Below are 13,437 nucleotides of genomic sequence, written 5' to 3' on the forward strand. Positions count from 1 at the left end.
AAACTTTATTTCAACACTAAAATAAGAGGATATCCTTGCCTGTTTACATATACTCTTTTTGGACCTTTGTATTTTTTGATCGCTTTTTTGAAATCTTCTATATTTTTAATATCTATATCCTCAACGGCTTCGATGATATCTCCTCTTTTAAATCCAGCCTTTTCAGCTTTACTGTCTGGCTCAACTTCTGTAACCAACAACCCTTCCACATCTTTTGGAATATTATACATTCTTCTTGTTTTATCATCAAGCTCTTTAAGACCTAATCCTAAAAACTCTTTTTCAGATCCAACACTTGTACTCTCAGGTCTCTCTTTTAGTTTTACTGTTGCTGTGTAAGTCTTTTTGTTTCTTTCATATCTTACTCTTACTTTTTCTCCAGGGGCTTTAGAGCCTATAACAGTTTTTAGCTTATTTGCGTCATCTATCTTTTCACCATTAACCTCTATGATCAAATCTCCTCTTTTAAGACCTGCTTCAGCAGCTGCTGAATCTTTGGCAACATCGACTATTATGGCGCCGTAGTCATGTTTATAAACCTCTTTTAGAGGACCTTTAAGATCTTCTATGATAACTCCTAGATACCCTCTTTCAATTTTGCCTTTTTCAACGAGCTTTTTAACCACATCTTTCATCATATTGACGGGTATTGCAAAACCTATCCCATTATTTCCACCGCTTCTTGTTATGATAGCACTGTTTATTCCAACAAGAGTTCCTCTGCTGTCAACCAATGCTCCTCCTGAGTTTCCAGGGTTGATGGCCGCATCGGTTTGAATGAAGTTTTCGTATGTATTGATTCCTACATTGCTTCTGTTAAGTCCAGAAACTATACCTTGCGTTACTGTCTCCCCCACCGCAAATGGATTTCCTATGGCAAATACGATATCCCCGGTTTTAAGTTTGGAGGAGTCTCCGAGTTTTATAGGCTTTAGATTTTTTGCATCTATTTTAATAACTGCTAAGTCGGTTAAAGGGTCTTTGCCTACAACCTTAGCTTTATACTCTTTATCGCTTCCGGGAAGTGTTATGGTGATCTCGTCCGCATCGTTTATGACATGGTTGTTTGTTACGATATATCCCTCTTTGCTTATGATTACGCCCGAGCCTAGAGATCTTTGAACTCTATCTTTTGGCAATCTATCTTTGAACATAGGTCCGAAGAACTGTTTAAAGAAAGGGTCGTTAAAAAAAGGCGAGTTTGCAAAGTTTGGCGTTTTTATCTTTTTTTTAGTCGATATGTTAACAACGCTCTGTTTTGCTTCCTTAATAGCATCATAAAAAGAGAGAACTACATTATTGTTTCCTTGTGGCATTACTCTTTTGAAATCTTTAGGCGCCTCTTCAAAATTTATAGTAGCTGCAGAAAGCATCAAAGCTGCAACTGTTGATATGATCAAAATTTTTTTCATTTTTCCTCCTTAGTTTATAAAAGTTCAAAAGGAAGAGGAGTAAGTAAAAACTTCTTTTCGAATCTTTTAGTAATGTAATGATAATATAAAAATTACAAACGAGATTTAATAAAAAGTAAATAAAAAGTAAACGAGGACAAGCCGAAGGCTTAGAACGATAACTGCTTATCGTTTGTGTCCGAGTGCAAGCTGTGAATTTATGCGAGTCCTAAGCTATGCTTAGTGACGAGCATATGAACAGCTGGTTTACCATGAAGCAAATCTTAGCGAGCAAATGCGAGGAGGATTTGTGGTTAAAATGTTTAGGTGAGTGCGGTAAGTAAGTTAATAATTAAAAAATTGTATATTGGTTATTGGTGTATTGGGAAAAAGATAGAAAAAACCAGTATACTAATATACTAATATACAAAAAATAAGTTACTAATCACTAATCAAGCATTAAGAAAGGTTATTTATGTCAAAACTAATAGAGATTGTAAAAGAAGCGGGTAAGATTTTAAAATATGGTTATTATCACTCAAAAAGGATTGATTTTAAGAGTGAAATTGATCTTGTTACAGAGTATGATGTGAAAATAGAAAACTTTTTAAAAGAGAAGATATCTAAAAAATATCGTGATTTTGAGATTGTTGCAGAAGAGAGTTTTAAAGCAAGATCTATTCCTCAAAAAGCGATTTTTATAGATCCAATTGACGGGACTACCAATTTTGTTCACTCTATTGTATATGTATGCATATCTATTGGTATTTGGGAGGGGGGAGAGCCAAAAGAGGGGATAGTATATAACCCTGTTTTAGATGAACTTTTTTGGGCAAGAAAAGGAGAAGGAGCATATCTTAACGGCAAAAAAATAAAAGTAAATAAAGCGGATAATCTAACCTCATCTTTGATAGCAACAGGTTTTCCATATACAAAAATTAAGATGGGAAAAGATTATAGATGGGTAGTGAAGACTTTTTCAGAGCTTCTACCAAAAACAAGAGATATAAGAAGACTTGGTTCTGCCGCTATTGATCTTTGCTATACTGCTTGCGGTAGATTTAGCGGTTTTTATGAAATTGATCTCAAACCTTGGGATGTAGCCGCCGGTATTTTGATGGTAACTGAAGCTGGAGGAAAAGTAACAAACCATTTAGGAGAAGAGTATAAGTTTGGAGATATTGTAGTGGCTTCAAATGGTAAAATACATGATGAACTTATAAAAAATATGTGTAAATATTAAAGTTATATCAATATGATGTTTTGTCAAAACGTTTTATGACTCATATTCATCCAAGGCTTCTTTTGCAAGCTTTTGTCCCAATCTTATGAGTTCTTTTGCTCTATGAAATTCGTAAAACATTGCGCAGTCCTTGGGTATTTCTATGAGTATGTCGGGTCTGTAACCCGCGATTTTGTAATTTGTCAAAATATTTTGCATTGTATCTATTGATCTAGAAATAACTGAGAGATAAGTAATCTCCTCTTCACTCTTTTTTATTTGAGAAAATTTCTTTTCTGCGTTTTTTAGAAGCTGCTGGAAAATGTTTTTTGCTTCTTCTGTCTCTTTTTTTTCCTTTGTGGTCAGTTTTATATTTTTTACGGGTGGTCTGTTACTGTTGAGATTGACAGCTATCGTTATATCACTAATCTGGCTCATAATAGGGGCTATAGGTAACGGATTTACTATACCGCCATCCACATATACTCTTTTATCTAGTTTATGGGGTGTAAAAAAAGTAGGAATAGCTATTGACGCTCTTATAGCATCTATCAATTTCCCTTTTTGAAACCATACCTCTTTTTGAGTTAAAAGCTCAGTTGCTACTGCAGTATAAGGGATTTTAAGCTCCTCTATCAAAGTATCGCCTATTATGGATTCAAGTTTTTCAAAAACTCTATCACCTTTTATAAGTCCTGACGGAGCAAATGAGATATCAAGAAGTTTTATAACATCTAAAAAATCTAAAGTTAAAACCCACTCTTTGTAATCGTTAAGTTTTCCACAAGCGTACAATCCGCCTACTAGAGCCCCCATGGATGAGCCACTGACAGCTTCAATCTTGTATCCTCTTTTTACTATCTCTTCAATGGCTCCTATATGGGCATATCCTCTAGCTCCACCACTACCTAAAACTAAAGAGACAGTTTTCTTCATTAGATATCCTTAAAATAACTTAAACCCAGATTTTGCAATAGACTTTATCACATTAGTACTAAACACCAGATTTTTGGCGATCATAAATTTTTTGACTTATCACCTTATAGGATAGACCTTCAAAATTTTTAAAAAGCCTCTAAATCTCAAGCAAAAGCACTACTAAAACAAATATTATTGCAAAATCCGGGTTAAAATAACTTTTATTGAACAGTATTCAAATTGAATCCTCTGAAAAACCCACCATTACCTAAACTTTTTCATTACTTTGTTCCTTATACAATTCAGAGTCTTATTTTAAACTTAAAAAGCCTTTATTTTGTATAGTTATCTTTGTTCATATATCAATTCTTTGAGCTTTTTTGCTCATTCTTCCTCTATTTTTACACTATCCCCATCTTTCTTTGTAGATTCGGTACTCTTTTGAGATTATAAGCTGTTGCTAATAGTAGATAGCATTGGTCATTTTTCTCTAAACCTATAAATCTTGTTTGAGTATAGTTCATAAGGTTTTTGATAAATGCAAAGGGTAGTTCTACGATGCCTCTTACTTTTGCAAATTTTTTATTATGTTTTTGCTGTTTTCCTCTTAATCTCTTTTGACCTCTTACTCTTCATTCACTAATACCACCAAATATCCCTTTTTTTATAAAAGCTTTTTTCGTTCTCTGTTAGTCTATCTAACTGTTTTATATCTGACTCTTTTGCCGTAGTGGTTATTACCTCTTTTATTATCCCATTTGTATCACTTGCTATATGCATTTTAAATCCGTGATATTTTCTCCCTCTTTTTGAAGTATATGTCGCATCGCTATCTGCTACTTTGTTTGATACTACTTTTTTCTCTTTATCTTCTTTTCTTGTTGGCTCGCTTGCATGTATCAAAGTAGTATCTACGATAGTACCCTCTTTGAGGATTAAGTTGTTTTTTACCATTGTCTCTTTGACTATAGCAAATATCTTATCAAAAGAATTTTACCCATTAGTGCATTTCTAAAGTTACAAATTGTAGTCTCATCTGGTATATCATTATCTGCTTTTATATCTAAAAATTTTCTAAATGAGAGTCTATCATGTATCATCTCTTCTGTCATTGAATCGCTTAGTCCATACCACGCATGGAGAAAAAATGCCCCTAATAGTACTTTACTTGAATATAGTGTCTCCCTTTTTCCTCTGCTACTTTTGGTCTATATACTCCCTCCTTGATTAGCAACTCTTCAAGTTCTTCATATGGAATATTTTTTTTCATCTCTTCTAAAAATTTTATTGTTCTTTTCTCACCTTGTTCTTGTATTGCGTAATCAAAAAAACTTAGTATTTGCATTTTCCTCTACCTTTTTTATTCTCTTGTAGCTTTTCCTTATTTTATCATTTCCAGATTAATTTTTTAGAGGACTCAATTTATAATAAAATACAATATAATTACTATGATTGTAACATATTTTATAATTGGAGAATTATAGAGAGTAACGTTTTAAATTTATTCAACTTTCGCACATAAAGCCTAACTGTTTTTTAGTATGAGTTCTTAAAAAATGAATAATTTGTTCTAAATCTTTATTTCTATTGACAATTTCAGCAGCTTGAAGTAAATTTTCCAATATTATTAAAAACAACTCCATTGAAATTGTTAAAATTTCAAGTTGACATTCCAAATCTCTAAAAAGTTCACCAAGTGTTTTAGGTTCATTATTGATACAGTTAATATAGCTTGTGAGATTATAAGCTAAAAAAGATAATGTTATTCTTGCAATTAAAGCTTCAAAAACTCTATTTTCCTCTTTACCAAACTGAAAATCTCGGTAGCGTAAAATAATTTCTGTAAATTCCAAATCAACTATGATTACAAAAACCAAAAGGATCAAGGAGCGTTAGCTCAAGACGTCGCTGGGCGAGCTGAATCTGCTACGACCATATACAGGAGCGGACGGTTAGAGACGAAGCTGTTCGAGAACTATTCGTAGATCGACAAGGCAATGGTATCAGTGAACGTAGAGAGCTATCTCAAAGGTGTCTTCACCCACAAGGTTAAGTCGATCGTTGCAGAGCTGGGAATCGAGCTTTCCCACGCTACGGTGAGCAATCTCAGCAATGAGCTTGATGAATTTGACCTGTTCCAAAAAGTAGGTCCAATTACAGAGTTAGTAATTGATTGTACATCAAGCAACATTTTGCCTTCCTAAAACTTTTGATGGTGGCTTATTATTCAATGAACTGTGTGGCCATTCATTATTGTAGTATTCCGCCACTGTTCAATGATAACCTGGGCATCTTTTCTGTTTGCGAACCACTCTCTATTTAAGCTTTCATCTATGAATTTTCCATTGAAGCTTTCTACATAGGCTTTTTGCCAGGGAGATCCAGGTTTGATGAAAGCTGGGCCGATATTGTGTTTTGTAAGCCAGTGAATAAGAGCTTTTGCTGTAAATTCCGAACCATTGTCAGAACGTATAAATTATGGTCTTCCATACAAGGTCATAAACCTGCTTAGAGTATCGATCAGATGTTTTGCTCTGATAGAAGTTTTTGAGCTTGGCATTCTCTTTTTCAGGCTCTTTAAGTCTTTTTATTTCACTTACGCTCATCCCGCCATACATACGTTTCCATTTGTAAAATGTCTGCTCACTTATATTATATTTGCGAATAACTTCTCTTTGGGTATCTGCTTTTTGAACCTCTTGTAATATTTTTACAACCTTCTCTTCACTGAATCTTTTCTTCATCTGCTACTCCAGTAGTTTTATTATACTCTAACTCTGATCTTGGTCCAATTTTTGGAGAGCAGGTCAAATTGAACACTGGTCTTTCCAAAGCGCCATCACCGCAAGATCTGCTCCACCAATGTATTGGAGCGGTTTAACAAGGAGGTCAAGCACTGCACCAAAGTCACCAGAGCGTTTCCCTGCGACGAATCGGTACTGCGTTTACTAGTACTACTGCGGTTGAGACTAATGCCAAGTAGCTGGATAAAAAAACATCTAGTAAGAAAATCTGGAACTAGAGGAAAGTGTTGTTGAGAGATTTACAGAAAAATCTTGTCATTATCGAGTTAAGAGATAAAAAGATATTGTATAACATATAGAAAGGCATAAAGACGAAGAACTAAGAGTAAATAATCAAAAATAATCAAGATTTTCAAATTATAGCTTTTGCGGAACAGTCTTTGCATTTTACAAAATGTATATTGAAATGAATGTCCATAAATTGGTTGATTATGTATGTGTTACTTTAAATAGCTAGATTACTATTTAAATATTTTGGAAGATAAACTTGTGAGTTTTGCAGTAGTGTATCAATATTCCGCCTGGCGCCGACCTACTTTTCCACACCCGGAGGGTGCAGTATCATCAGCGATGCGGAGCTTAGCTTCTAGGTTCGAAATGGGTCTAGGCGTTTCCTCCGCTCTATAGGCACCAGGACAGAAATACTCAATCTTCCTTGGAAGACTCAGTATTTCTGTAATTTGGAATTAGGAATTGGGAATTTGGAATTGGAGAAATTTTTTTCTAATTTCTAGTTCCTAATTCCCAATTACTAATTACTAATTACTATTTTTTAAAGAAATCAATCCATTGTTTATAGTCTAAGGTTAGAAGTATCTCAGTAAGGCGGCAGTGCGTAGGGTCTCTCTATAGAGAATTTATATCTCATAGAAAAGAGAGTAATAGTAAGATTTAGTAAAAAATTTATGAAGGCTTATAAATATAAGTAAAATAAATTTTTTGCTAAAGATTGCTGTTAATCTCTTTTCCCTATGGGCTTTAAAATTTCTATTTATCTATTTCGTTATTGCTCCTCGTTTATGATTACATAAACTTCGTCGCAATTCCTTATATCTAAATGAAATTTTAAAGCTATGAGGTATAAATCCTCTATAGAGAGACCCTTTGGTTAAGCCAAACGGACTATTAGTACTGGTCAGCTAAACCCCTCGCAGGGCTTACACACCCAGCCTATCAAGGTGGTAGTCTTCCACCGTCCTTCAGGGAAGGCTCATCTTGGAGTCGGCTTCCCGCTTAGATGCTTTCAGCGGTTATCCGTTCCGTGCATAGCTACCCAGCGGTGCCCTTGGCAGGACAACTGGTACACCAGTGGCACGTCCAACCCGGTCCTCTCGTACTAGGGTCAGCTCTCCTCAGCCTTCCTACGCCCACGGAAGATAGGGACCGAACTGTCTCACGACGTTCTGAACCCAGCTCGCGTACCGCTTTAAATGGCGAACAGCCATACCCTTGGGACCTGCTCCAGCCCCAGGATGCGATGAGCCGACATCGAGGTGCCAAACCTCCCCGTCGATGTGAGCTCTTGGGGGAGATCAGCCTGTTATCCCCGGGGTACCTTTTATCCTTTGAGCGATGGCCCTTCCACTCAGAACCACCGGATCACTAAGACCGAGTTTCCTCTCTGCTCGAGTTGTCTCTCTCACAGTCAGGCTGGCTTATGCCTTTATACTCTACAGACGATTTCCAACCGTCTTGAGCCAACCTTTGTAAGCCTCCGTTACACTTTAGGAGGCGACCGCCCCAGTCAAACTACCCGCCAGACATTGTCCTCCCGGTGGATAACACCGGCAAGTTAGCCATCAGAATAAGGAAGGGTGGTATCTCAAGGACGGCTCCACCTAGGCTGGCGCCCAGGCTTCACAGCCTCCCACCTATCCTGCACATCCCTATCCCAATGGCAGTGTCAAGCTGTAGTAAAGGTCCACGGGGTCTTTCCGTCTTTCCGCGGGTAGGAGGAATTTTCACCTCCACTACAATTTCACTGGATCCCTGGTCGAGACAGCCCCCATCTCGTTACGCCATTCATGCAGGTCGGTATTTAACCGACAAGGAATTTCGCTACCTTAGGACCGTTATAGTTACGGCCGCCGTTTACCGGGGCTTCGGTTCATGGCTTCGCCCTAAAGCTAACCAATCCCCTTAACCTTCCGGCACCGGGCAGGCGTCACACCCTATACATCCTCTTACGAGTTAGCAGAGTGCTGTGTTTTTGATAAACAGTCGGATGGAGCGCTTCGCTGCGACCCGCCTCGGCTCCACTGGCAAGCAGCTTCACCTACTACGGGCACACCTTATACCGAAGATACGGTGCCAGCTTGCAGAGTTCCTTAACCAGGGTTCTTCCACGCGCCTTAGAATACTCATCTCACCCACCTGTGTCGGTTTACGGTACGGGCTACCTTACACTCAAATGGCTTAGAGGCTTTTCTCGGCTCGACGGCATCACCGATTCCCTCGCCCTCCCGAAGGAGTTTGAGAGCCTGTCAGGTCTCGGGTACACGTCAGGCGGATTTTCCTACCTAACACCCTACACCCTTCGAGCCAGTAATCCATCACTGACCTCGGCTAGCCCTAAGCGTCCCCCCTTCGCCTTGTGTAAAGTAGGTATCGGAATATTAACCGATTTCCCATCGCCTACCCCTCTCGGACTCGGCTTAGGACCCGACTAACCCTACGTTGACGAGCATCGCGTAGGAAACCTTGGGTTTTCGGCGAACAGGATTCTCACCTGTTTTATCGCTACTCATGCCTGCATGCTCACTTCCAGCCGCTCCACTGCTCCTCGCCGGTACAGCTTCAACGCAGACTGGAACGCTCTCCTACCGCTCACTCTCCAGAGTGAACCTACGACTTCGGTGTCTGACTTAGCCCCGTTATATTTTCCGCGCAGGGCCGCTAGACCAGTGAGCTGTTACGCTTTCTTTAAAGGATGGCTGCTTCTAAGCCAACCTCCTGGTTGTCTAAGCAGCCCCACATCGTTTTCCACTTAGTCAGAACTTCGGGACCTTAGTCGGTAGTCTGGGTTGTTCCCCTCTCGACATAGGATTTTATCACCCTACGCCTGACTCCCAGGATTACACTACAGGTATTCGGAGTTTGACAGGGTTTGGTACCGCGGTGAGCAGCCCTAGCCCTATCAGTGCTCTACCCCCTGTAGCTACGACCTGAGGCTATACCTAAATATATTTCGGAGAGAACCAGCTATCACCAAGTTTGTTTGGCCTTTCACCCCTATCCACAGCTCATCCGAAGAGTTTTCAACCTCCACCGGTTCGGTCCTCCACGGGGTCTTACTCCCGCTTCAACCTGGCCATGGATAGATCACTTGGCTTCGGGTCTGCAGCCAGTGACTAGTCGCGGGTCCCCACAAAGTCCAGAGACTTTGTGGGATGCCCACATCGCCCTATTCAGACTCGCTTTCGCTACGGCTACGCGTTCGCTTAACCTCGCCACTGACCACAACTCGCAGGCTCATTATGCAAAAGGCAGTCCGTCACCCTGAGCAAAGCTCATAGGGCTCCGAATGATTGTAGGCATACGGTTTCAGGTTCTATTTCACTCCCCTCACTGGGGTTCTTTTCACCTTTCCCTCACGGTACTGGTTCGCTATCGGTGTGACAGGAGTATTTAGGGTTGGAAGGTGGTCCTCCCAGCTTCAGTCAGGATAACACGTGTCCCGACCTACTCAGGGACATCCCTGGCCCACTTAGGTTTTCGCTTACGGGACTATCACCCTCTATGGTCTGCCTTTCCAGACAGTTCTGCTAACCTTCGTGGTGCCGTTATGGGAGCCCTACAACCCCGAGTGCAAGCACCCGGTTTGCCCTAATCCCATTTCGCTCGCCGCTACTTTGGGAATCTCGTTTGATTTCTTCTCCTCTGGGTACTGAGATGTTTCACTTCCCCAGGTTCGCCCCGGACTATGTCCGGTGACCAGCCTCTCGACTGGCCGGGTTGCCCCATTCGGAAATCCCCGGATCAACGCTTCTTGGCAGCTCCCCGAGGCTTTTCGCAGCCTAGCACGTCCTTCATCGCCTCTGTCACCCTAGGCATCCACCGTACGCCCTTTGTAGCTTAACCTACTTATTCTAAAGCGCACTGCCGCCTTACTCAGATACTTTTTCGTAATTCGTTGCTCGTAACTCGTAATTTGAATTACTTTTACGAATCATATCTTACACTATTGAGTAAGGCTGAAATTGTTTCTTTACCTTAGACTTTAAACAATGGATTGTCAAATAACTCTTTAGACTATTAAAGTCTAAACCAAATCTTCCTTTGAAGACTTGATTTAAACTTTGGAATTGGGAATTTGGAATTTGGAATTGGGCTGTTTTTGTTTCTTTTTCACTAATTCCTAATTACTAATTCCCAATTACTATAATGGTGGAGAATAGCGGGATCGAACCGCTGACCTCCTGCGTGCAAAGCAGGCGCTCTCCCAGCTGAGCTAATTCCCCTTCCTGGTTGATAGTTGATGGTTTATGGTTTATAGTTCTTATCCTCTTTACTATCAACTATCTACTATTAACTATCAACTGCAAAGCTTTGCTTTACAATGGTGGGCCTGAGAGGACTTGAACCTCTGACCTCACCCTTATCAGGGGTGCGCTCTAACCACCTGAGCTACAGGCCCTTATTTGGTGAATGGTTGATGGTGAATGGTTGATGGTTGACAGCAATGTACTATCAACTATCAACTATCAACTATTCACTATCAACTAATCTAGCTCACCCCTGATAAGGACATAAGAATTAGCTCACACTATTCCCTCTATCTACTTTTGTCATGTTAAAGAACAAATAATCTCTCAAAACTGGACAAGCTAAAAGTACTCTTCCTTTAAGCCCACAAGAGCTAGAGTGTGAGACTCTAACTCTTAACCTAAAGAAATGAATCTTTAGGATCGTACTCTCTAGAAAGGAGGTGATCCAACCGCAGGTTCTCCTACGGTTACCTTGTTACGACTTCACCCCAGTCGCTGAGCCCACCGTGGACGGTAGCCCCCAATTACAATAACTGGTTGGCCTCCCGGCTTCGGGTGAGCTCAACTCCCATGGTGTGACGGGCGGTGAGTACAAGACCCGGGAACGTATTCACCGCGGCATGGCTGATCCGCGATTACTAGCGATTCCGGCTTCATGCAGTCGAGTTGCAGACTGCAATCCGAACTGGGACGCGCTTTAGAGATTTGCTCCACCTCACGGTATCGCGTCTCTCTGTACGCGCCATTGTAGCACGTGTGTCGCCCTGGACATAAGGGCCATGATGACTTGACGTCGTCCTCACCTTCCTCCCGGTTACCCGGGCAGTCTCCTTAGAGTGCCCACCCTATCGTGCTGGCAACTAAGGACGAGGGTTGCGCTCGTTGCGGGACTTAACCCAACATCTCACGACACGAGCTGACGACAGCCGTGCAGCACCTGTCACCGAGCTCCCTCATAAGAGGGCACCCCCGTATCTCTACAGGGTTCTCGGGATGTCAAGCCCAGGTAAGGTTCTTCGCGTATCTTCGAATTAAACCACATGCTCCACCGCTTGTGCGGGTCCCCGTCTATTCCTTTGAGTTTTAGCCTTGCGGCCGTACTCCCCAGGCGGGATGCTTATTGCGTTAGCTGCATCACTGAGGTGACTAGCACCCCAACGACTAGCATCCATCGTTTAGGGCGTGGACTACCAGGGTATCTAATCCTGTTTGCTCCCCACGCTTTCGCGCCTCAGCGTCAGTATCGTCCCAGCAGGTCGCCTTCGCAATGGGTATTCCTGGTGATCTCTACGGATTTTACCCCTACACCACCAATTCCACCTGCCTCTTCCGAACTCTAGTCTAGCAGTTTCGGATGCAGTTCCACAGTTGAGCTGTGGGCTTTCACACCCGACTTACTAAACCGCCTACGCGCCCTTTACGCCCAGTGATTCCGAGTAACGCTTGCACCCTCCGTATTACCGCGGCTGCTGGCACGGAGTTAGCCGGTGCTTATTCCTGAGGTACCGTCACCATCTTCCCTCAGAAAAGGAGTTTACAACCCGAAGGCCTTCATCCTCCACGCGGCGTTGCTGCGTCAGGGTTGCCCCCATTGCGCAATATTCCCCACTGCTGCCTCCCGTAGGAGTCTGGACCGTGTCTCAGTTCCAGTGTGGCTGATCATCCTCTCAGACCAGCTACCCGTCATAGCCTTGGTAAGCCGTTACCCCACCAACTAGCTGATAGGCCGCAGCCCCATCCTATAGCGCATCACTACCAGCTACCTACTATTTACACTTGTTAGAACATAAAGAAAACTAAAGACCTAAGACAGATTTTTGCAGCCTTAGTCATCTAAGGCAAAAAAATCTAACGCAAAAGATTTAGTTTTATTTGTGTTCCCTTTGGGCATAAAGCTAATTACTCATCTATTTCGTCGCAATTTCTCGATAATCTTTTGATTTATCTTTAAAATTGCTCCTCGTATCTAAACAATTAGCTTTATGCTAACAAATGCAAATAGTAGGTAGCTGGTAGTGAAACTTTCCACAACTCTACTTATGTAGAGAAGGAGTATAGGGTATTAGCAGGCCTTTCGGCCTGTTATCCCCCGCTATAGGGCAGGTTAGCTACGTATTACTCACCCGTGCGCCACTTAGCTGACACCCAAACCCGAAGGTTTGAGCCGTTCTCGTTCGACTTGCATGTGTTAGGCACGCCGCCAGCGTTCACTCTGAGCCAGGATCAAACTCTCCATAAATAATTTATAGAAAAGTCTTATCCATAAAACTTAATTACTCAAAGGCTTAAAAGAATTTCCTTTTAGCTTATCCAGTTTTCAAAGATCATTATCATTGTCTATAAAAAAGAACTCTCTAACACTTATAAACTCTATAAGTGTTATTTGAACTCTTTTTTTCTAAAACTCTAAGCTTCCCCAATCAAGGGTCGAAATTATATTAAAATTTTAAAATCTTGTCAAGAGCAACTAAATAAAGCTAATAGTCTATAGACAATAGACTATAGTAAATAACCTATAGTCGGTAGTCGCTAAATCGCAATCAAATATATTAAGCTACAAACCTTATTTAAAAATCTATAATCTAAAATCAGACGATATACAATAGACTTTAAAC

9 protein-coding genes, 2 tRNA genes, 3 rRNA genes and 3 pseudogenes are annotated in these 13,437 nt (G+C 41.0%); 3 read left to right on the top strand and 14 right to left on the bottom strand.

Features of this window, described 5'->3' with window-relative positions; translation table 11 throughout:
* Window positions 1–5 precede the first annotated feature (5 nt).
* Window positions 6–1,412: a DegQ family serine endoprotease gene (locus NIL_RS09790; protein WP_187647580.1), complete on the bottom strand. Its 1,407-nt coding sequence runs from the start codon at window positions 1,410–1,412 to the stop codon at window positions 6–8.
* Between the two features lie 454 nt (window positions 1,413–1,866).
* On the opposite strand from NIL_RS09790, the gene NIL_RS09795 reads away from it, so the two are divergent.
* Window positions 1,867–2,634 (top strand): inositol monophosphatase family protein, encoded by a 768-nt coding sequence (locus NIL_RS09795; protein WP_187647581.1) that lies wholly within the window; start codon window positions 1,867–1,869, stop codon window positions 2,632–2,634.
* A 33-nt stretch (window positions 2,635–2,667) separates the two neighbouring features.
* On the opposite strand, the gene NIL_RS09800 is transcribed toward NIL_RS09795, so the two are convergent.
* The 6 genes and pseudogenes from NIL_RS09800 to NIL_RS09825 all read right to left on the bottom strand — a co-directional run bounded on the left by NIL_RS09800 (window position 2,668) and on the right by NIL_RS09825 (window position 5,408).
* Window positions 2,668–3,549 (bottom strand): patatin-like phospholipase family protein, encoded by an 882-nt coding sequence (locus NIL_RS09800; protein WP_187647582.1) that lies wholly within the window; start codon window positions 3,547–3,549, stop codon window positions 2,668–2,670.
* A 383-nt stretch (window positions 3,550–3,932) separates the two neighbouring features.
* Window positions 3,933–4,139, bottom strand: a pseudogene (locus NIL_RS11160) (transposase); the annotation flags it as partial.
* A gap of 31 nt (window positions 4,140–4,170) precedes the next feature.
* The gene (locus NIL_RS09810; protein WP_187647583.1) at window positions 4,171–4,485 is read right to left on the bottom strand and encodes a transposase; all 315 of its coding nucleotides are present in this window, start codon (window positions 4,483–4,485) and stop codon (window positions 4,171–4,173) included.
* Between the two features lie 11 nt (window positions 4,486–4,496).
* Window positions 4,497–4,649: pseudogene (locus NIL_RS09815) on the bottom strand (transposase); the annotation flags it as partial.
* A 35-nt stretch (window positions 4,650–4,684) separates the two neighbouring features.
* Window positions 4,685–4,876, bottom strand: coding sequence for a hypothetical protein (locus NIL_RS09820; protein ID WP_187647584.1), 192 nt, complete (start codon window positions 4,874–4,876; stop codon window positions 4,685–4,687).
* Window positions 4,877–5,036: 160 nt separating this feature from the next.
* Window positions 5,037–5,408, bottom strand: coding sequence for a hypothetical protein (locus NIL_RS09825; protein ID WP_187648647.1), 372 nt, complete (start codon window positions 5,406–5,408; stop codon window positions 5,037–5,039).
* 19 nt (window positions 5,409–5,427) lie between these two features.
* Between NIL_RS09825 and NIL_RS11215 the strand changes: the two are divergent.
* A pseudogene (locus tag NIL_RS11215) lies at window positions 5,428–5,711 on the top strand (transposase); the annotation flags it as partial.
* Window positions 5,712–5,758: 47 nt separating this feature from the next.
* Here the strand turns inward: NIL_RS11215 and NIL_RS11165 are convergent.
* Together NIL_RS11165 and NIL_RS11170 are read right to left on the bottom strand one after the other, a co-directional pair.
* Window positions 5,759–6,004 (bottom strand): integrase core domain-containing protein, encoded by a 246-nt coding sequence (locus tag NIL_RS11165; RefSeq protein ID WP_370686709.1) that lies wholly within the window; start codon window positions 6,002–6,004, stop codon window positions 5,759–5,761.
* Complete coding sequence (locus NIL_RS11170) at window positions 5,994–6,275, bottom strand: transposase (protein WP_370686702.1); 282 nt, start codon at window positions 6,273–6,275, stop codon at window positions 5,994–5,996. Before NIL_RS11170 ends, NIL_RS11165 begins: the two co-directional genes overlap by 11 nt.
* Before the next feature lie 75 nt (window positions 6,276–6,350).
* Between NIL_RS11170 and NIL_RS11175 the strand changes: the two genes are divergently transcribed.
* Window positions 6,351–6,569, top strand: coding sequence for a transposase (locus NIL_RS11175; protein ID WP_197972195.1), 219 nt, complete (start codon window positions 6,351–6,353; stop codon window positions 6,567–6,569).
* Between the two features lie 285 nt (window positions 6,570–6,854).
* Here NIL_RS11175 and rrf read toward each other — a convergent pair.
* From rrf to NIL_RS09865, 5 genes are all read right to left on the bottom strand, one after another.
* A 5S ribosomal RNA gene (rrf, locus tag NIL_RS09845) occupies window positions 6,855–6,970 on the bottom strand.
* Between the two features lie 469 nt (window positions 6,971–7,439).
* Window positions 7,440–10,415, bottom strand: a 23S ribosomal RNA gene (locus tag NIL_RS09850).
* Between the two features lie 304 nt (window positions 10,416–10,719).
* Window positions 10,720–10,795, bottom strand: a tRNA-Ala gene (locus NIL_RS09855).
* A 99-nt stretch (window positions 10,796–10,894) separates the two neighbouring features.
* A tRNA-Ile gene (locus tag NIL_RS09860) sits at window positions 10,895–10,971 on the bottom strand.
* A gap of 284 nt (window positions 10,972–11,255) precedes the next feature.
* Window positions 11,256–13,061, bottom strand: a 16S ribosomal RNA gene (locus tag NIL_RS09865).
* The 16S, 23S and 5S rRNA genes sit together here with 2 tRNA genes alongside, the layout of an rRNA operon.
* Between the last annotated feature and the right edge of the window lie 376 nt (window positions 13,062–13,437).

The organism is Nitrosophilus labii (assembly GCF_014466985.1).
Lineage (GTDB): Bacteria > Campylobacterota > Campylobacteria > Campylobacterales > Nitratiruptoraceae > Nitrosophilus_A > Nitrosophilus_A labii.

Excerpts from the sequence above, each read along its gene's own strand:
- NIL_RS09820 (WP_187647584.1), bottom strand. The coding sequence starts at position 4,876 with ATGCAAATACTAAGTTTTTTTGATTACGCAATACAAGAACAAGGTGAG.
- NIL_RS09800 (WP_187647582.1), bottom strand. The coding sequence starts at position 3,549 with ATGAAGAAAACTGTCTCTTTAGTTTTAGGTAGTGGTGGAGCTAGAGGA.
- NIL_RS09790 (WP_187647580.1), bottom strand. The coding sequence starts at position 1,412 with ATGAAAAAAATTTTGATCATATCAACAGTTGCAGCTTTGATGCTTTCT.
- NIL_RS11170 (WP_370686702.1), bottom strand. The coding sequence starts at position 6,275 with ATGAAGAAAAGATTCAGTGAAGAGAAGGTTGTAAAAATATTACAAGAG.
- NIL_RS09810 (WP_187647583.1), bottom strand. The coding sequence starts at position 4,485 with ATGGTAAAAAACAACTTAATCCTCAAAGAGGGTACTATCGTAGATACT.
- NIL_RS09795 (WP_187647581.1), top strand. The coding sequence starts at position 1,867 with ATGTCAAAACTAATAGAGATTGTAAAAGAAGCGGGTAAGATTTTAAAA.